This window comes from Bradyrhizobium sp. 134, from assembly GCF_023074155.1.
Taxonomy (GTDB): Bacteria; Pseudomonadota; Alphaproteobacteria; order Rhizobiales; family Xanthobacteraceae; genus Bradyrhizobium.
Genome location: NZ_JADPKX010000045.1, coordinates 441561 through 460420, shown reverse-complemented (window position 1 = coordinate 460420; position 18860 = coordinate 441561). Strand labels below are relative to the sequence as shown.

General features: G+C 59.0%; 15 protein-coding genes and 1 pseudogene. 12 read left to right on the top strand and 4 right to left on the bottom strand.

Annotated features, from left to right (window positions below; translation table 11 throughout):
• The first annotated feature begins 38 nt into the window (after positions 1 to 38).
• Positions 39 to 1124 (top strand): response regulator, encoded by a 1086-nt coding sequence (locus IVA75_RS17150; protein ID WP_247289168.1) that lies wholly within the window; start codon positions 39 to 41, stop codon positions 1122 to 1124.
• Between the two features lie 805 nt (positions 1125 to 1929).
• Here the strand turns inward: IVA75_RS17150 and IVA75_RS40155 are convergent.
• Positions 1930 to 2064 carry a hypothetical protein gene (locus IVA75_RS40155; protein WP_256465228.1) on the bottom strand — a complete coding sequence of 45 codons (135 nt, stop codon included), beginning with the start codon at positions 2062 to 2064 and terminating at the stop codon, positions 1930 to 1932.
• 254 nt (positions 2065 to 2318) lie between these two features.
• Between IVA75_RS40155 and IVA75_RS17145 the strand changes: the two genes are divergently transcribed.
• The 4 genes from IVA75_RS17145 (at position 2319) to IVA75_RS17130 (ending at position 6554) form a co-directional block, all read left to right on the top strand.
• Positions 2319 to 2789: a nuclear transport factor 2 family protein gene (locus tag IVA75_RS17145; RefSeq protein WP_247289169.1), complete on the top strand. Its 471-nt coding sequence runs from the start codon at positions 2319 to 2321 to the stop codon at positions 2787 to 2789.
• 353 nt (positions 2790 to 3142) lie between these two features.
• Entirely contained in the window at positions 3143 to 4141 is a 999-nt protein-coding gene (locus IVA75_RS17140) for an ABC transporter substrate-binding protein (protein WP_247289170.1), read from the top strand.
• Positions 4142 to 5098: 957 nt separating this feature from the next.
• The gene (locus tag IVA75_RS17135; RefSeq protein WP_247289171.1) at positions 5099 to 5800 is read left to right on the top strand and encodes a DUF1326 domain-containing protein; all 702 of its coding nucleotides are present in this window, start codon (positions 5099 to 5101) and stop codon (positions 5798 to 5800) included.
• A 109-nt stretch (positions 5801 to 5909) separates the two neighbouring features.
• Positions 5910 to 6554, top strand: coding sequence for a DUF2182 domain-containing protein (locus IVA75_RS17130; protein ID WP_247289172.1), 645 nt, complete (start codon positions 5910 to 5912; stop codon positions 6552 to 6554).
• Positions 6555 to 8740: 2186 nt separating this feature from the next.
• On the opposite strand, the gene IVA75_RS17125 is transcribed toward IVA75_RS17130, so the two are convergent.
• Together IVA75_RS17125 and IVA75_RS17120 are read right to left on the bottom strand one after the other, a co-directional pair.
• Positions 8741 to 9901, bottom strand: a complete 1161-nt coding sequence (locus tag IVA75_RS17125; protein ID WP_247289173.1) for an iron-containing alcohol dehydrogenase — start codon at positions 9899 to 9901, stop codon at positions 8741 to 8743.
• Positions 9902 to 9936: 35 nt separating this feature from the next.
• A complete protein-coding gene (locus tag IVA75_RS17120; RefSeq protein ID WP_247289227.1) occupies positions 9937 to 10515 on the bottom strand; it encodes a TetR/AcrR family transcriptional regulator in 579 nt (192 codons plus the stop codon).
• A gap of 85 nt (positions 10516 to 10600) precedes the next feature.
• Between IVA75_RS17120 and IVA75_RS17115 the strand changes: the two genes are divergently transcribed.
• The 5 genes and pseudogenes from IVA75_RS17115 to IVA75_RS17095 all read left to right on the top strand — a co-directional run bounded on the left by IVA75_RS17115 (position 10601) and on the right by IVA75_RS17095 (position 16145).
• Positions 10601 to 11707: an efflux RND transporter periplasmic adaptor subunit gene (locus tag IVA75_RS17115; RefSeq protein ID WP_247289174.1), complete on the top strand. Its 1107-nt coding sequence runs from the start codon at positions 10601 to 10603 to the stop codon at positions 11705 to 11707.
• 39 nt (positions 11708 to 11746) lie between these two features.
• Positions 11747 to 12202 (top strand): nuclear transport factor 2 family protein, encoded by a 456-nt coding sequence (locus tag IVA75_RS17110; RefSeq protein WP_027570865.1) that lies wholly within the window; start codon positions 11747 to 11749, stop codon positions 12200 to 12202.
• Between the two features lie 71 nt (positions 12203 to 12273).
• Positions 12274 to 12660, top strand: a pseudogene (locus IVA75_RS17105) (efflux RND transporter permease subunit); the annotation flags it as partial.
• 430 nt (positions 12661 to 13090) lie between these two features.
• On the top strand, positions 13091 to 14290 hold the full coding sequence (locus IVA75_RS17100) for an ABC transporter substrate-binding protein (protein WP_247289175.1): 1200 nt from the start codon (positions 13091 to 13093) through the stop codon (positions 14288 to 14290).
• A 52-nt stretch (positions 14291 to 14342) separates the two neighbouring features.
• Complete coding sequence (locus IVA75_RS17095; protein ID WP_247289176.1) at positions 14343 to 16145, top strand: AMP-binding protein; 1803 nt, start codon at positions 14343 to 14345, stop codon at positions 16143 to 16145.
• A gap of 33 nt (positions 16146 to 16178) precedes the next feature.
• On the opposite strand, the gene IVA75_RS17090 is transcribed toward IVA75_RS17095, so the two are convergent.
• Positions 16179 to 16691 carry a helix-turn-helix domain-containing protein gene (locus IVA75_RS17090; protein WP_027570869.1) on the bottom strand — a complete coding sequence of 171 codons (513 nt, stop codon included), beginning with the start codon at positions 16689 to 16691 and terminating at the stop codon, positions 16179 to 16181.
• Between the two features lie 238 nt (positions 16692 to 16929).
• On the opposite strand from IVA75_RS17090, the gene IVA75_RS17085 reads away from it, so the two are divergent.
• Both IVA75_RS17085 and IVA75_RS17080 read left to right on the top strand, forming a co-directional pair.
• Positions 16930 to 17562 carry a 2-hydroxychromene-2-carboxylate isomerase gene (locus tag IVA75_RS17085; protein WP_247289177.1) on the top strand — a complete coding sequence of 211 codons (633 nt, stop codon included), beginning with the start codon at positions 16930 to 16932 and terminating at the stop codon, positions 17560 to 17562.
• Positions 17563 to 17660: 98 nt separating this feature from the next.
• A complete protein-coding gene (locus IVA75_RS17080; RefSeq protein WP_247289178.1) occupies positions 17661 to 18860 on the top strand; it encodes a CaiB/BaiF CoA-transferase family protein in 1200 nt (399 codons plus the stop codon).

Below are 18860 nucleotides of genomic sequence, written 5' to 3'. Positions count from 1 at the left end.
GTGGAGCAGAGATGCATGTCCCACCCCGAATCTTAATCGTGGATGACAACGAAACGAACCGCTGCCTTCTTACAGCTCGCCTCGATGCCGAGGGTTATCAGACCATGGAGGCTGAAAGCGGCGAGAGGGCGCTCGCGGTCGTGCACGAAGTCGCGCCGGACGTTGTCCTCCTCGACGTCATGATGCCGAAGATCGATGGCTTTGAGGTCTGCCGGCGACTGAAGGTCGATACGACGCTCGGATTTGTTCCAATCATCATGGTGACGGCGCGAACCGACTCACAGGATGTCGTCACTGGACTTAACGCGGGTGCCGACGAATATCTGACCAAGCCGGTCGACCATGCCGCTCTCGTTGCGCGTGTTCGTTCCATGTTACGCATTAAGGAGTTACATGACCGAGTTGAAGCTCAGGCGATCGAACTCGCCGCGTGGAATAGAACGCTCGAGCAGCGTGTTGCGGAGCAAGTTGTGCAAATTGAACGGGTCAGCCGTCTAAAGCGCTTTCTCTCGCCGCAGATAGCGGAATTGATTCTTTCTTCATCGACATATGAGCCGTTAGCGAGCCACCGCAGACAGGTGACAATAGTCTTCGGTGACCTTCGAGGTTTCACGGCGTTCGCAGAGATTGCCGAGCCCGAAGAGGTGATGGCGGTGATGCAGGAATATCATGCCACCTTAGGCTCCCTTGTCCACGAGTTTGAAGGCACATTGGAGAGGTTCCTGGGCGACGGAATCATGGTGATTTTCGGCGATCCGATTCCTTGTACAGATCCATGCAAGCGAGCTGTCCAAATGGCTATCGCGATGCGAAGCCGCCTGCTGGAATTATCGAATAAATGGCGGCGTGCAAGACACGAACTTGGTTTTGGAGTCGGCATTGCATTTGGATATGCGACCCTCGGACCTATCGGTTTTGAGGGACGTTCTGAGTACAGCGCGATCGGAACCGTGGTAAATCTTGCTGCCCGTCTTTGCGCGGAGGCGCGCGACAGTCAGATTCTCGTGGATAGCAAGGTACGGGAAGCGCTTGACGCGAGGGTGACCGCGGAGCCCGTGGGTGAACTGACGCTCAAGGGGTTGCATCGTCCGATAGCGGCATACAACGTCCTTGAGATGACTTAGTCCGCTCGAATCGGCCGGCTAGAGGTCCGGATCTTGTCCGGCCGACCAGAGTTGATCCCGCAAACTATCTGAAAGGGCTACGCCGCCTGAGCTTCTTTGACCCGCGCGAAAGCGATCGAACGGATCAGCTTGGTCAGCTTGTGGCCCGTTACCGACCTCCGCCAACACAGCCGCTATGTCTGCCTTCAGGAAATAAGCCGACCCCAGCTCAAGTCGGGCGGAAGTCAGCCTGTGACCCGAAGCGGTCCTTGGACGGAGCATGCGCTGACCTCTATGGAGAGCGCACCTACGATCGATAAAATCCACTCTCTAAGAGAGACGTGCCTTTGCGACCAAAAAACAATCCTACACATCGTCGCGGGCGTTTGGCGCGGCAAAATGACGCCCGAGTACCGAACGAACGTAGATTACGGTCGCCGCGCAGTGAGATCGCCCGCGGCTATGTCGAAGATGTTGGCAAACTGTGAGGTAGTTTATATCCCTGCATTCTTGGCCCACGCTAATGTGGCAGAGGCTTCTTATTTTAAAGGAGGCATCCAATGCTCGCCGCAATCAAATGGAACTCCCGATATAGCGCTCGCGAATGGGTGATGATGGCTGGGGTGCTCGTCGTCCAACTCCGCGCACTAAATGCAAACCGACAGAACGGTGAAAGCAAGCCAAAGCGACCACTCTGGAAACACTTCGACGACACTCATCATTGGGACTCAACCGCGGAGGAATGGGTCCCCGACAAGATCAGTGATAGTCTAACGTATTATGCGTCCCGCAGGCCGAGTTCCGAGACTTCCTCTCACTAGCGGGCCTATCGAGCGGTGCCGTCGCGCACAAGTAGCTGGATCGGGATGTGCGTGCCTTCGGCCGCTTGATTGCGATCAGCAATTGCTTGGGCCGTTTGCCGGCCGCTTTGGTGAACAATCTGGATAACAAGGTCGGCCATCGCGCGCGTCGAGCAAGACACTTTCATCTGTCACATGCGTCAACTTGCCTGTCTTTCCCGATCGCATTCGCCGCCCGCCCCGCCATCGATGATCAAGGTTGGCGCGTGCCAATCCGTGCAAATGGCATATACTCACAAGCCGGTAGTATTACAGCCTAACGAAAGAATGCCCCTCGGAACAAATGCAACGCGACGTCCTACGTCAGGAGGACGTCGCGATGCAATTGTGCATCACAACCAGAGGGGAAGTTGCTATGAAGCGACGTTCATTGCTCTTGGCATTGTGTTCTTCCGCCTTCATCTCTGCACCGGCACTGGCCGATGAGGTCAAGCAGGAGGCCGAAAAATTAGCCGTCGCCTACACCGACTGCGTCTCCAAGAAAGACGCGGCCTGTGTCGCTGCGCTCTATACAAAGGACGGCGTCCAGATCAACCCGGGCGGTGTGTTTTCCGATCTCAAGACCGAATACGAAAACAACTTCAAGAACGGCACCGATCATATCGAGATTAGAGTCGGCAACATGTCGGTCATCAACAACGATCTGGTCGTTGCCAACGGCGAGACCGACATCTTCGGTAAGGACCCTAAGAGCGGCGACGCCACCAAGGTCACAGTCTTCTGGGGCGCCATCGACATACGTGAAGGCGGCGCTTTAAAAATCCGCCAGTTGACCGTCGGCATGAAGCCGCCTCCAGCTAAGGAAGCCAGCGCCGAGAAGAAGTAGGACGTCATCATGTCGTAAGTCACCACGCGCCCATCCTCTTTGAGGGTGGGCGTTTGATCTTGCTGCACGTCGGTCCGAAAGCGAATAAGTTGCCTCGAAATGCACACCGCTCGCGCGATGTCTGCAAGTGGCCCATCCACGAAGTGGCAGCACGTCTCATTGAGGTCCGTTCCATGGAGCTTAGCGGACTGAATATGCTCGCGTTGAGTTTTTCGCCTTTGAACCCGCACCGCACATCGCGCGGCTGGCAGGCGTACTCGAGAATCTGTGGCAGAGATCATGGCCGGACGGCCCCAATGTGTTAGTTTGGGGCGAGTGATAGGTTGTCTCTAGGCTTTGCGGAGGCATCAGACATGAAGCGGCGCGAGTTCATAACGGCACTCGGCGGCGCTGCGGTGTGGCCGCTGGCGGCTCAAGCGCAGCAATCTAAAAAGATTTACCGTATTGGATATCTGACGGCTAATCTGAGCAGCTATCCTTGGGTAAACGGCTTCGTTCGCGAATTAAGTGATCGCGGCTATTCAGAGGGCAACAATCTCACCATCGAATGGCGGGAGGCAAAAGGACATTCGGAACTTCTGCCCGGGATGGCTGCCGATCTCGTCCGGCAGAATGTCGACGTGATCGTGGCTGTGGGAAATTACCCCGGACTTTTGGTCCAGAAGATTACTGCGACAATTCCCATTGTCGTGCTCTCGAGCCGCGGCGGCGTTGAAACCAAATTATACTCGTCTCTTTCACATCCTGGCGGGAACCTTACGGGTATCGACAATCTCTCGCCTGCTCGCGATGTCAAACGTGTCGAGTTCTTGAAAGAAATTGTTCCAAAACTCTCGCGGTTGGCAGTTCTTTACAATCCGCTTCCCTCCTACGCCAGCAATCATCTCAACAGTATTTCTTCGGGATTTGAAAAATTGGAAATTGAAGCGCAGCCGTTTGAAGTTCGTTCACCGCCGGAATTTGAGGTCGCGTTTGCTTCAATCCTGCGCAAAAGGCAGGATACGAGGATTGATGCAATGACTACTGTCACCGATCCGATGTTCGTCTTTGATCGCAAGAGGATTGTCGACTTCGGAATAGAAAACAAAATCCCGAACGCCCATGAATATCGAGAATGGGTGCAGATCGGCGGACTGCTTGCCTATGGTCCGACAATTGATGGAATATGGCGCCGGGGCGCATATTTCGTTCAGAAGATCCTCAACGGGGCAAAGCCAAGTGATTTGCCCGTCGAAGGGCCGAGCGAATTTCATCTTGCGATCAACCTCAAAGCTGCCAAGGATATGGGCCTATCTGTTCCTCAGCATTTGGTCGCGAGGGCTGACGAGTTGATTAAAGCGGACGTGCGCTAAGTGCTCAGCGATGTCCGCTAATGACCACCCGAAGCGGACTCCAGGACATCGCGCTGTCCCTGAGGGAGCGGCGTGCGTTAACCGCGCTGAAGCAGCGACACCCTGCCGCAGTGAGGCTGACGTATTAATCCGCTATTTTACCTTTGGTAGTCTTTTGCTTTTGCTACTCGCGCTCTTTTGCTCTGACGCCGTCCTGATAGTGCTTTTTGTGCTGCGGAGGACATTTATGCGAGGCTCTCGCGCAATCCTTTACGTCGAACAACTTAGCGAACTCACTTCTCAGCTCTCAGAATTGGAAGATCTTCGAGGTCTGGTCGAAGAAGCAGAGCGCAGCGCCCGCGGTGTGCCCCCAATACGCTTCACACCTCCTACTTCGCGCCGCGTTCGAAGTCGCAAGCCGGGCGCCCTGTCTGTCCGTCTCCGTCGCCACGCACCTCAAGCGAGATAGCAGCTATTCAACACGCGGCGCTCCGAATGAGCGGCATCGCAGCCCGTCTCGAGGCTTTGACACGGGCGATGTCGAAAGGCACGGCGAGCGGAGTACATTGAGCACTCCCCTTCTTCCCCTGAGGGGAGTGGACTGTACCGTCCTCGCGCGGTGAGGCTTGAGCTGCTCATTTGGCATTCCCGCTTGTGGCCCATCGCGTCCTTTGCGGTGTGTCGCTGGATTGTCGGCTCGCGAGGGCGGACCGGAAATTTGCTGCCGGAACGCCAGTTGGACGACTTGTGACCCCAAAGCAGTCCTCACATTGGGATCGCATTCGCTTTTAGCAAAACAACTACGTCAAAGCTGCTGCCCGTATCGCCTTCTAAGGGCGCTGGAAAAACTGCTACCCGACTATCGTCCACGGGACTATAGTCACTTCAGCGCCCCTCCGTCACCAACGCCAAGTGACTCTAACCTTTGCTATTGGTAGCGCGTCTAATACGCTGATCAGTATACGTGGGGAGGTTACGATGACACCATTCTCCCGTCGCCGTTTGCTCGACATTGCTGGCTCCATAACAGCTGCGTCCGCTCTTAGCGCGCTGCTCCCTGTCCGAGTTGCGCAAGCCGCGGAGGAGAAGAGCACTTGGAACGTCAAAGGCCTTTTCATGGAAGCCTGCAATTGCGAAGCGATGTGTCCTTGCGTCGTGGGTAATGCCCCGACGCCCGGCACATGTGGGGTCCTTCTTGGCTACCATATCGAATCCGGTCGGAAGGGCGATGTCGCGCTCGATGGACTGAATGTGGTGAGAATGAACTTCTTGCCGGGCCATATTGCTAAAGGCAATTGGCGGGGGGCTTTCTACATCGACGAGCGCGCAAGCCCGGAGCAGCGCGAGGCACTGAGCGCGATCTTCTCCTTCAAGCTTGGTGGTGCGTTTGCGGCGCAGGCCCAATTGGTCGCCGAAGTGCTCGGCGTCAAGTTCGTACCAATCACCGTCGAGGGCCAAGGACGGCAGTGGAAGATGACCATCGCTGGAATCGGAGATGCTGACATCATTGCGATCGAGGGGTTCGGCGGCAAGGAGATCCGTGTCGAGAACTTGCAAGGAAGAGCGTTTCCACACGTGGTGGCGAAATCGACGCATACCGCGTACAAAGACTTTGATCTCCAGTGGGAGATCAGTGGCAAGAATGGATTCTATGCGCCTTTCGCCTTTAGCTCGGCCTGAGAGTCCTCGCCCACGTTTAGTGGAGGCTTGGCGCCTTCTGCCGGTGGGAACCTTGCTCGGGCTCTTTATCGGAGCGGCATGGACGTACCTTGTCTACATGGATTGGGGCATGCGCCACATGGATGTCGGCATGGACATGTGGATCATGCCTCAAATGGTAGACTGGGACGTGACAGATTTCAGCCTCGTGGTGCTGATGTGGGCGGTGATGATGGCTGCAATGATGCTGCCATCGGTTCTGCCAGTGATCGTGGTCCTTATCCGCATCGGCGGCTCCGCGCATGCCGCGGGGTTCATCGCAGGATATCTCATGGCGTGGGGCGGTTTCAGCGTCGGCGCAACTCTCTTGCACTGGGCACTGCTCAAGGCGGCTCTTGTCTCGCCGATGATGGAAAGCGTTAGCGTACCATTAAGTGCCACTGTGCTGGCCACCGCTGGCCTTTTCCAATTCACGCCATTGAAGCACACCTGTCTCACGCGCTGCCGTTCGCCATGGGGTGCGGTGCTCAATCCGTCGAGAGCTACAATCGCGATGCATGAGGGTCTGCGCCATGCCGCTTTTTGCGTCGGGTGCTGCTGGGCGTTGATGGCGCTGCTGTTCGTCGCAGGCGTCATGAATCTGATTTGGATCGCGGTCATTTCCGCCTACGTCATCGCAGAGAAATGGGCGCCGGGCGCGGAATGGTTTAGCCACGCGGTCGGTGCACTGTTGTGCCTAGCGGCGGTTGTGATGTTCGGCGTTGGCGCAAGCTAAACTAAAGACGTTTCAGGTGCTGGCGAAGAGCATCAGATCCCGGTGCTCCATTCGATCACCCTGTCTTGCGGAGATCGCTGCTCCCGGCGGGCACAAGTCTTCGGTTCGAAGCCTCGAGTTCGGCTTGTGGCCCATCTCGGACGAACTGGGCCGGTTCTATTATGTCCGCTCTTCGGGGTGCATCGGAAGTGACAGGTAGAAGTCTTTATCGACGCGAATGGCCCGATTGCTCGGTTGCCTTGTTCCGGCTCTCTAGCCACAGTATTGTTGGGGGCTCTTTGTTATGGAGCCTGTCGTGCGAATACTGATCGCGCTTGTTCTGTCGTTCGCCACCGTCGTGCCTGCTGAGGAGGGCGGACTTTTGCGCAGCCTGATAAGTGCGCCCCTACTGTTGCCAGTCAGGATGTCCGGCCTGGATTCGAAGCTCGATGGCTATGTCGTTCGCCCGGACCGCCCCGGCCGATTTACGTTGATGATTATTACTAATGGCACCCGGGACTGGACGACGCATTCTTTCGCAATATAGCAGGGCGAACGCCGACTGCCTTCAACACAGCCGCCGTCGCGTTGGCGCAGCGCGGCTATGCGACGTTGTCCATCATGCGGTCCGAAAATGACCACTTGTATGGTCCCGAACTCGCGCGCCAAATGCTCGCTGCATGCACGGCCAACGGCGCGACAGCGACATTGCACATTCTGCCGCCCTTTGCGACTGACGGCCACAAGGTCATCCTGAAGGCCGGCCGACGTCTGGCGCCCGGTCGTTGCAGAGCTCAAGTTGCCAACTTCGGTTCTAATCGATCGTCCCGAGCCTGCGCCACTTTCGTCAACAACAGGTCTTTCCCCCGATTGCCAGAAAGGCGTTCATTGGCTACGTGGCCGTAGGCAGCGACACCAAGGCGTTTGCCGTTGATGACAAGGGAGGCTGCGGTTTTGCTCGCAGCAGCCGGACAGTTGCGGAAGCGCGCGACTGAGCCGTTGCCGAATGCCAAAGCAGCACCTCAGGCACGGCATGCCATGTGTATGCGGTGGGCCAGCGCGTTACCGGGAGCTGAGCGATAAGCGTCCTACGAACCGACTTCCGTTGGCCCATCGCTTCCGTTGACGCACCGTCGATGCATTTCGGCTCATGAGGGCAGACCGGAAGTTTGCAGCCGGCTACCAATTCGGCGCGTTGTGTGCCGCTCGGCGGTGCGGCCTGGCAGGTGGGAAGGACTGGCTCTATCGACAAAAGCACATTCGGGTGGTACAAACGGCAAATTAGTATGATCGGTAAGTCTCTGATTTTGCTGTACTTTGTTGGATTGATGTCCAGTCCGCCCCTGGGCACCTCATCGAGCATCGCTCTTCGCAGCTTACGACTGCTACTCGTTTAGCGCAGCGCTCCCATTGGCTTGAACGACTCACTGGATCATCTCAACGCGTCAGATGAGTGGCCGCCCGTGGCGAATGGCGTCGCCGATCGTAGTTCTTGGTCCCCGTCGCGTTCTTGCTTTTGCTCGATGCTGCGCGAGTGTCATAGGCCGCCGAGATCAAGGGCGTTTTGTAAAGCCGACCACCGATTGACCACCGAAACTGCATGAACAAACGCCGATAAAGGTGGTCAATCGCGAGCAAGCTCCATTGTTTTGTTGATTTTTTCGCTTGCTACTTACGTTCGGGACGCAGCGCTCGCGGGTTGTGCGTGCGATTTACAATTCACGTGTAACCTATTGATCTGTATAGGCTCATTCAGCGATCATTTTACAGCTAAGCAGCTGTTTTCACTCGTAAAAGATGAGACTCTTAATCAGCGGGTCCCAGGTTCGAGCCCTGGTGCGCCCACCATTCAAGATCCTGCTGATGCGGGTTCTTTTCATTTCAACGCCCAGAACAAAGTGCGCTTTGTGCGAGGTTCTTTGTGTGGGCGGACGCGGCCAGCTTGCCGTTGGCTTTCCCTTGTTTCCATACCGTCACCCATTCGACTCGGCACGCGGATCCAATGGACAGATCGATGACGTGCTCATCGTAGTATAGGATACTGGAGCGGGCAAAACGGACGATCCGTTCTGCCCGTCGCCGCAGGATATCGCTTGCTGCAGAACGAAAACGAGATTGTTCGGGTCGAGTTCGAGTCGCTTTCCTACGGACCACAGTTCGGCAAACGGAGCTGATGGTCGCGGCTGGATTTTCCTGTGCGAATTCGGCTAGGCGGCCATTCGCAACAGATCGACGATCTCGGCTTCGCTCTTGAATGGCCGCGGATTGGCTTGGACGAAGCGATGATTGATCGCGATCTTGCTGATCTGATCAAATTTGTCTTCGCCGATCCCGACGTCGGCAAGACGGCCGGGCAATCCAAGTTTCTTGGTGAATTGCGCGAAGGCGGCGGCGGCTTCCATGCCCGGCTCGCCAAGGGCCGTCGCCAGGCGCTGTTGCGCATCCTCGGTGAACGGCTTGTTGTAACGAAGTAGGCTCGGCATGATGACTGGTGTGCAATAGTAGTGCGGAACACCGAAGGTACCGCCAAGCACATGGCCGATGCCGTGGCTGGCTCCCATCGGCACCCGCGCCTGGAGGCCGAAAGCGGCGAGCCACGCGCCGTATTGAGACAGTCGGCGCGCCTCCAGATCATCAGGTTGCTGCAAGGTTCGCAGCATTCCCTCACGCAGGGTGCGAATGCCGGCCAGGACGACCTCGTCGGCGAGCGGCGTGCCAGCGGGTGAGCACAAGGCTTCGATGCCGTGGTCCATCGAGCGCGTCCCCGACCCCATCCAGAGCTTGGAAGGCGTATGAACGGTGAGCGCGGGGTCGAGAATGATAGCCACCGGCATCATCCGGGGATGAAAGAAAATCTGCTTCAGCCTGTTGCGTTCATCGGTGACGAGCGCGGCTGCATTGTATTCGCCGCCATTCAGCGTGGATGGCACCGCGATCTGTCGGACCTTTGGCGATCGGAACGGAGAGACGGTGACGCCGGGGCCCATGGGGAATGGATCGAAACCCGCTTCGTCGCGGATATCATGTTCCATCGCCATGATGACGATCTTGGCGAGGTCGATTGCCGAGCCCCCGCCGACCGCGACGACCAGGTCGGCTCCGGCGTCTTTGGCTTGACGTGCAACCTCGGCAGCTTGCTTGCGCGTAGTGTGCTCTGCGATTCCATCGAAGCTCGCGACATGTCTTCCGCCGAGCGCGCGCCGAATCTTCTCGATCTCGTCGGTCTTGGTGCCCAAGGTGCGGCTAACGATCAGGAAGACGCGCTTGGCATCCAGTCGCACCGCTTCATCGTTCAAGGCCTCAGACGCAGCTTTGCCGTAAACGACACGATCGATTGCCGGAAAATTGTGTATCCCTGCCTTGCGCATTTGCGTTCTCCCCGTGAGTTATCAAGTACCGATCTTCAAGCGGCGACAGTGTCGCGAATCTGTCGCGACGCCGTTTCCAGAAAGGCCTGAGCGAGATCGGGATCGTTGACGACGCGTGAGAGTGTCAACGCTCCGACCATCGTCGAAAGAATGGCCATGGCTTTGCTCCTGGATTCCTCGTCGCTCGTTTCGACAATCAGGCGGCTGAGGATTTCGATATGCGCTTTGATCCCGCCTTCGAACGACGCTTTCACCTCGCTGCTCTGTCTGGCCACATCCGAGCCGAGCGCCACGATCGGGCAACCGTCCATCTTTTCGTCGCGATGGCCCGTGCTGAGATAGAACCCCATCACCGCCCCAAGGGGATCCTCAGGGTTCGCGGCGATGGCGGTCGACCATCGAAGCGTGGCGCTCTCCAGCGCGCGCGCCGACGCCTGTGCGGCCAGGTCCTCCTTTGACTCAAACTGCTTGTAGAATGCGCCTTGGGTCAGCCCGGCAGCTTCCATCAGGTCCTTGAGGCCGATGCCGTCAAATCCCCGCGACCGAAACAGGCGGCTTGCGACATTGATGACGTTTTGCCGGTTTTCCTCAGCCTGAATGCGACTCACTCGCATCATTGGTCTCCCCATTTAGATTGCGTTCGACATCTATTATCCGATATAGAGCTCGAACGCAATCTATCTGGCATGAGGCGATGTTATGAAAAAGCGACCGATGATCGTGCTGGGGAGCGTCCTGATCGCGGGATGCGCGGTGGCCGCATTCGTTGCGCTTCGCCCGCCGGCAGCCTCGGCCGTGAGTGATCCGAGGCAAGGAGCCCCGATCGTCAGGATCACGGCTGCGGCGCGGGTGACCGGATCGGAGCGTGGCTTCACCGGCATCATCGGGGCGCGGGTGCAGAGCAGCCTCGGTTTTCGCGTTCCCGGCAAGATCGTGGAGCGGCTTGTGAATACCGGTGAGCAAGTCAAAGCCGGTCAGCCGCTGATGCGGATCGACGAAACCGACCTTCGTCTTGCGGTCACGGCGAAGCGCAACGCCGTTGCCGCCGCGCGCGCGTCCGTCGTGCAGACCGAAGCGGACGAACAGCGATACGCCAAGTTGGTGAGCAACGGCTGGGCTTCCCGACAGCGCTACGAGCAAGCCAAGGCCGCGCTGGATACGGCCGAGGCGCAGCTTGCGAGCGCTGAAGCCGATGCACGGGTTGCCGAGAACGAGGCGACGTACTTGATCCTGGTCGCGGACGCGGACGGAACGGTGGTCGAAACGCTTGGCGAGCCCGGGCAGGTCGTCTCGGCCGGCCAGACGGTTGTTCGGATTGCCAAGGCCGGTCCTCGCGAGGCGGTGGTCGCGCTCCCTGAAACGGTCCGGCCGGCAATCGACTCCGTGGCCGAGGCCGGCGTGTACGGAGCAGCCGAAGGGCGGCGCTATACGGCGCGTTTGCGGCAATCGTCCGACGCCGACGATACCCAGACCCGAACCTATGAAGCCCGGTATATCCTGGACGGTGAAGCCGCGGCCGCACCATTTGGCGCGACGGTGACCATTCGGCTGCCGAGCCAGACGAGCGAGCCGCAAGTTCAGGTGCCGCTCGGAGCAGTGCTCGATGATGGCCGCAAGACCGGAGTTTGGATCCTCGACAGCGCCACCTCAACCGTACGCTTTCGGCCGATCAAGCTTGTTCGGGTGACCGACGAAACCGCCGTGATCTCCGGCTTGAATTCTGGTGATGCGATTGTTTCGCTCGGCGCTCACCTCCTGCAGGAGGGCGCTCGTGTCAGGACCGCCGCTGAAAGCCGGAGCAACTGAAGAGTCTCAATCGTTCCGCGCCAGCCGCTGGAGAAGCACATGTACAGCTACATCGTCGAGCAGGAGATCCGAAAGACCTTCGACCATGTTAACAACCATCGCTGGGATGAAGCGGTGAAGGCGGTCGCGCCGCACATCCATCACCGTGTTTCCGGCAATCACGCGTTGGGCGGGGAGCGCCACGACAAAGCGGCCCTGCGCCGCTGGTTCGAGCGGCTCGGACGCGTCCTGCCCACGCTCCAGATCAAGGTCAACAACGTCTGGGTGAAGGGCTGGCCCTGGAACACCACCGTGTTTGTCGAGTGGGACGGCACCGCAACGCTGCTCGACGGCGACGGCTCGTACGTCAACCGCGGTCTCCACGTGTTCACCCTGCGGTGGGGCAGAGTCCATGCACTCGAGGAATTTCAAGATTCACAGGAAGCCGCGCGCGGGCTTGCCGCGCAAGCGGCAGCTGGCCTCAAGGAAGCTGCCGCCCAGCCAATTATAAGTTAGCAGATGAACCTCAATCTTTCCGCGATCGCCGTTCGCGAACGGGCCGTCACCCTGTTCTTCATCATCCTGCGTTCGGGTTCAACGCCATTCTTGGCCTGATCGGACTGGCAGGCATCCTGATGCGTAACACCCTGATCCTTACCGAACAGATCAAGGAGAATCGTTCTGCCGGCCTCGATGACTATCAAGCCGTCATCGAAGCCACCGTGCAACGCACCAGGCCGGTGATCCTGACCGCACTTGCCGCCGTGCTGGCCTTCATTCCTCTGACGCATTCCGTGTTCAGGGGATCGATGGCCTACACGCTGATTGGCGGCACGGCAGTCGGCACGGTCCTGATCCTGCTGTTCCTTCCTGCGCTTTATGTGGCCTGGTTTCGCATCAAGCCGGCCCCGGACGAGCTCTACGAGCGTTCGGCGAAGGATGCAGAATTGCGAACAGCAATCGCCGCCGAGTAGGGCTCGGCGAGATCTATCCCTGCTGCGCCGTGGGTGTCTGGATAGATAAGCCAGGCACTGCGTGGCCTCGCGCCGGCCTTATAGTTCAAAAAAAGAATGTGTACAGCGGCGTGGAAATACGCCAGCGATCCTGTCCTGGAATAGTCGAAAACGCACCATTTCACGCGGGATTTAGACCGAATTATTTCCAAGTACGAGAGCGCGGCCTGTCGTCAAAGTCACGGCACGTGAGCATCTAATCGCTTGACGAGTTCAAAAAAAGAACTGTAGGCTGCGCACGAGATGGCCGAACGCAACGGCCGCGACGTGCCGGATTTACGGCTGGACCCGTTCTGCGCGATGCCTCTTCGCAAAGGGCGCGACGAGCCGCCACCGGCGCAACAAAACAAAGCCGCACGCTCGAAAAGGGGTGCAAGTTTGGGAGGACGCAATGCTGGTGAGATGGAAGATCGTCGCGGCTCTGGCTCTATTCCTGAGCGGCCCCGCATTCGGCGCCGACGAGCCGGGAATCACTGCCACCGAGATCAAGATCGGCGGAGTTTTCCCCTTCAGCGGACCGGCATCATCGATCGGTCTCGTGGGCAAGGGGCTCATGGCCTACATCCAGGCCTTGAACGACCGTGGCGGCGTCAACGGACGCAAGATCAACTACATCGCCTATGACGACGGATATAGTCCTCCCAAGGCGGTGGAGCACGTCCGCAAGCTCGTTGAGAGCGACGAAGTGTCGTTCATGTTCGGCCAGCTCGGCACGCCCGGCATCTCGGCCACTGCAAAATACCTGAGGGCCAAGGGGGTACCGAGTGTCGCGATCGTCAGTGGCTCATCCAAGTTCACGGACGTCGCCAATTACCCCCTGCTCACCACGGGCCTTGTCAGCTACGACACGGAGGGAAGAATCTACGCCAAATACCTGACGAAGACGCTGCCGAACGCCAAGTATGCCATCCTCTATCAGAACGACGATCTCGGCAAAGATTACGTCGCTGCCTTCAAGGCGTTTCTCGGCAAGGATTTCGATCGCAAGGTCGTCACTGCGTCCTACGAGGTCACCGAACCGACCATTGATTCGCAGATTACCAATCTGAAGAGCTCGGGAGCCGAGGCCCTGGTGATCGCCGGGACGCCGAAGTTCGCGGCACAGGCCATCCGGCAGGCTTCAGTGATCGGCTGGAAGGCGACCGTGATCATCAATTTCCCGTCCGGATCGGTCGGAGGCACGCTTGCACCGGCCGGGCTCGACAAATCGGTCGGCGTGATGGTCGGCACGACCAACAAGGATGTCCTGGACGAGACATGGAAGGACGATCCGGGCATGCGGGCTTACCGGGCATTTTTCGACAAGTATCTACAGGGGGCCGATATCACCAACGGCAGCTATCTGACCGGTTATCAGCAAGGCGTCCTGCTCGAGCAAATCCTCAAGCAATGCGGTGATGATCTGTCGCGGAAGAATATTCTGGCGCAGGCGAAGAACCTGAAAGACGTCGTCGTTCCGACCGTGCTGCCGGGGATCAAGGTCAACACCAGCGAGACCGAGAACATGATCTGGACGCAGATGCGGCTGCAGCGCTGGACCGGCACGACGTGGCAAGCCTTCGGAGAAGTCCTGGACGCCAGGTCCGAGTGACTTTGGCGCAGCCCGTTCTATCCATCCGCGGTAATTCAGGAGATCGTTCTCGATGTCGACGAAGCCATTGAGGTTTGCGCCAAGGGAGCTCTCCGTCGAGCGCCGGATCGACGGCACGCTCATATTGAGGTCGCCGCTCGAATTGGGGCCATGCGACTGGCGCGTCACCGATTTTCTGCCGCGCTGGGCAGCCGCGGCTCCGCAGCGAATATTCCTCGCACAGCGCAATGCCAAAGGGGGATGGGACGAGATCACCTATGGCGAAGCATGGTCGCAGGTGCAGGCGGTCGGCCAGAGTCTGATCGACATGGGCGCAAAGCCGGCTGACAGGCTGGCCGTGCTTTCGGGCAACTCCATCGAGAACGCGGTGATCTCCTTTGCTGCGATGTCGATAGGCGTCATTCTGGCGCCGATATCGCCGAACTACACGCTGATGCCCGGCGGCCTTGCGCGCCTCAAGGACATCGCGCAGGTGCTGCGTCCGAACTTCGTTTTCGTTCAGAGTGGACGCGACTTTTCCGCCGCCCGTTCCGTTCCCGAACTGGCAGACTCTACCTGGATCAGCGTCGATGGCGCGCCGGATACGATCCCCTTCCGCGTCCTGACGGATCGAACGGAGTGGACAGGATTTGCGCAAGCGTCGAGTGCGATCTCTACTGACGCCGTTGCGAAAATTCTCTTCACGTCCGGTTCGACCGGATTGCCAAAGGGTGTGCTGAACACGCACCGCATGATGGCGAGCTCCCTGCAAATGGGAAGCCTGCTGGTGTCGCCTCCGGAGGCGCCGGTTCAGGTCGAGTGGCTGCCGTGGCACCATACGATGGGCAGCAACGTCATTCTTCACGGCATTCTCAAGAACGGCGGGACGCTCTACATCGATGACGGCCGCCCGCTGCCTCAGCTCTTTCACAAGTCGGTGGCGAACCTCAAGGAGATCTCTCCGACGGCGATGTTCAATGTGCCCGCCGGCTATAACCTGTTGTGTGATGCCATCGAGAACGATGCCGCCCTCGGCGCGAGCATCTTCAAGCGGCTGGATCGATTGAGCTACGCCGGGGCTGCAATTTCGCAAGGCACGCTTGAAAAACTTTACCGGCTGACATCATCGATCACAGGCCGGCGGATTCCGGTGATGTCGGGCTATGGGACGACTGAAACGGCGCCGACAATCAGCACGACGCATTGGGCAACGGATCGGCCGGGCGAGATTGGTCTTCCGGCGCCGGGTGTGCAGCTGAAACTGATCCCTGTTTCCGACACGTACGAGGCCAGGGTGAAAGGCCCCAACGTTACCCCCGGTTACCTCGGCAGGGCCGATCTCACTGAGAAGGCCTTCGACGAGGAGGGGTTCTATCGCATCGGCGACACCGTGTCGTTTATCGATCCCGAGAAGCCGGAGCTCGGTCTGCGTTTCACGGGCAGAATTTCCGAGAACTTCAAGCTCGCGAACGGCACCTGGGTTGCGATCGGAGCGATGCGTGCCGCCATTCTGGCCGCAACGCGCGGCGTACTGCTGGACATCGTCGTTGCGGGAGAAAACCGTGAAGCCTGCGCGCTGCTGTGCTGGCTGAATCCGACCGAGGCGGCTCGGATTTCGAACGCGCCGGCTGCGGATTTGACTTGCGACCCCAAGGTAATCGAATTCCTGAGACATCGTTTGCAGGAATATAATGAGGCTGTCGGAAGCAGCGAAAAAATCTGCTCGTTCACCCTGCTGAAGGATCCGCCCTCATTGGCCGCGGGAGAAATCACCGACAAGGCCTATGTCAATCAACGTGCTGTGCTCAAGCACCGGGCTGAACAAACGGACCGTCTTCACTGCAACGAACCTGACGCAACTGTGATTCGAGTCTGAGGATGCGTTCAATACCTGACGCCGGTGGCCGGCTCAAGCCGCGCTGCGGCGGGCCTTTGCCTTCGTCTTGCCAGGTGCCTCCATCGTCCGCGGGCCTTGGGCTCCTGGCCCTGGATGGGTATGAACCTCCCTGGCCAGGAGCGGCTCGCCGCATTCAGAGCACACCATGACCGGGTCGAAGTCCTTGCCGCACTTGCGGTGCTGGTGCAACAGCGGCCGGCCGCGCTCGTCGACCATGTGAGTATCGCCCCAATGCACGAGCGCCATCATGATCGGATAGAGATCGAGGCCTTTCTGGGTCAGGATATATTCGTGTCGCTTGGGCGCTTCCTGGTAGGGAATGCGGCGCAGAATGCCCAGCCGAACCAGCTTCTTCAGCCGTTCGGCGAGGAGATGGCGGGTAATTCCAAGCGCCGACTGGAATCCTTCAAAGCGCCGTGTGCGCAGAAAGCATTCGCGCAGGATCAGAAGCGTCCAGCGGTCGCCGATCACGCCGATGGTTCGGGCCATCGAACACGGCTCTTCCTCCAGTTCTTTCCACTTCATCCGTATTCTCCAGTCATCCCGGCGAGACCCGCTCGATTCGCCGCCAGGGCCGCCGCATCTCCCTAGCATTCTAGATAGGTACTGAATTCCAAACAATACCCGATGAACCGGTCAAACCAGCACAACTCCCGCCAAATTTGACAGTTCGATTTTAGAACTATAGAAGTGAGAACAGGCAAGCCATGCGATTGGATCGCCGGTCCCTGACCATCCAATACGCTCTGCGGGAGAAGCGGTCATGACCCTCAAGATTGAATTCCAGTTCGATTTCGGCAGCCCGAACGCGTATTTGGCGGAGGTCGCCATCCCCGGGATCGAGCGGCGGACCGGCGTAAAATTCGAGTACGTCCCGGTCCTGCTCGGCGGGATCTACAAGGCGACCGGCAACATGTCCCCGTTCGACGCGCTTCGCGGGATCAAGAACAAGCCGGAATACCAGGCGCTCGAGACCCAGCGGTTCATCCGGCGCCACAACGTCACACAATTTCGCCAGAACTCCTTCTTTCCAGTCAACACTTTGATGCTGATGCGCGGCGCCGTCGCGGCCCAGTTCGAAGGCGTGTTCGAACCCTATTTCCGCGCCGCTTACCATCACATGTGGGAGGAGCCCAAGAAGATGGACGATCCCGAAGTGTTCCGGGCCGCATTTGCCTCCTCGGGGATCGACATCGACAGGCTGGTTGCGCGCGCGCAGCAGGATGACGTCAAGAAGAGGCTGATCGACTTGACCAATGACGCCGTCGCCCGCGGTGCCTTCGGCTCGCCGACATTCTTCGTCGGCAAGGAGATGTTTTTTGGCAAGGATCAGCTCCGGGACGTCGAGGAATCGATCGTCGAACAGACCCGGCAGCCCGTTTCCAAGACCGGCTAGTTACCAACTTGCGGTCCGTGCGTGTTGAGGCGAAGGGCTTACACCAAGCAAGAGTTTACCTTCAGCCGGTTGGCAGAAAAAAATCCAGGGAGAGTGCAATGGCTGGTCCGCTTGACGGCGTTCGTGTCCTCGATCTGACCGGCGTGGTGTCGGGCCCGTTTGCGACGATGTTTCTGGCGGATCAGGGTGCCGACGTGCTCAAGATCGAGCCGATCGGTGGCGATATCACCCGTCGCAGCCGGGCCACCATCGACAAGGACGGCGAGTTCTCCGCGCTGTTCATTTCGTCAAACCGCGGCAAGCGTTCGCTCTCGATCGACGTCAAGAGCACGGCCGGGCGTGAGGTGCTGGCCAAACTGGTCGCGCAGGCCGATGTCCTGGTGCAGAACTTCCGGCCCGGCACCATGGAGCGCCTCGGCCTCGGCGTCGAAGAGCTGCGCCGGCGTCATCCGCGCCTGATCTACGTCTCGATCAGCGGCGTCGGCGAGACCGGACCCTATATGAAGAAGCGCGTCTACGATCCAATCATTCAGGGCCTGTCGGGCTTTGCCGATATCCAGTCGCAGCCGGTCACCAATCGCCCGCAGATGATCCGCACCATCGTGTGCGACAAGACCACCGCCGTGTTCACCGCGCAGGCGGTGGCGGCCGCGCTCTATGCGCGTGAGAAGACCGGGCAGGGGGATCATATCCAGGTCGCAATGCTGGACGCGATGATTTCCTACCTCTGGCCGGAAGGCATGATGCAGTACACGGTGGTCGGAGCCGAGGCCGCGGCTGCCGATCCGAATGACCGGCCCGATCTCGTGTTCAAGACCAGCGACGGCTACATCACGGCCGGCACCATCTCCGATTCCGAATGGCAGGGCTTCTGCCGCGCGTCCGGCGATCCCGAGCTTGCCAACGATCCCAGGTTCGCGACCCCGTCGGCGCGTTCGGTCAACGCCACGGCGCGTATCAACAAGATGGCAGAGTATATCGGTCAGCACACGACCGCCGAATGGCTGGAGCGTCTGGATGCCGCGGATGTCCCTTGCGCGCCGATCCTGCGGCGCGGCGAGATCATCCACAATGAGCAGGTCGTGGCGCGCGGGATCATCGCAGAATTCGATCAGCCGAAGGTCGGCCTTGTGCGCCAGCCTAAGCCCGCGGCCCGCTTCGAGATCAACCAGGCTGCCATCGGCGGACCAGCCCCCCGCGTCGGGGAGCACTCGCGCGAGGTGCTGCGCGAACTTGGCTACGATGATGGCGCGATCGACGATATGGTCGCTGCACGCACGTTGCGCGTGGCCATGTAG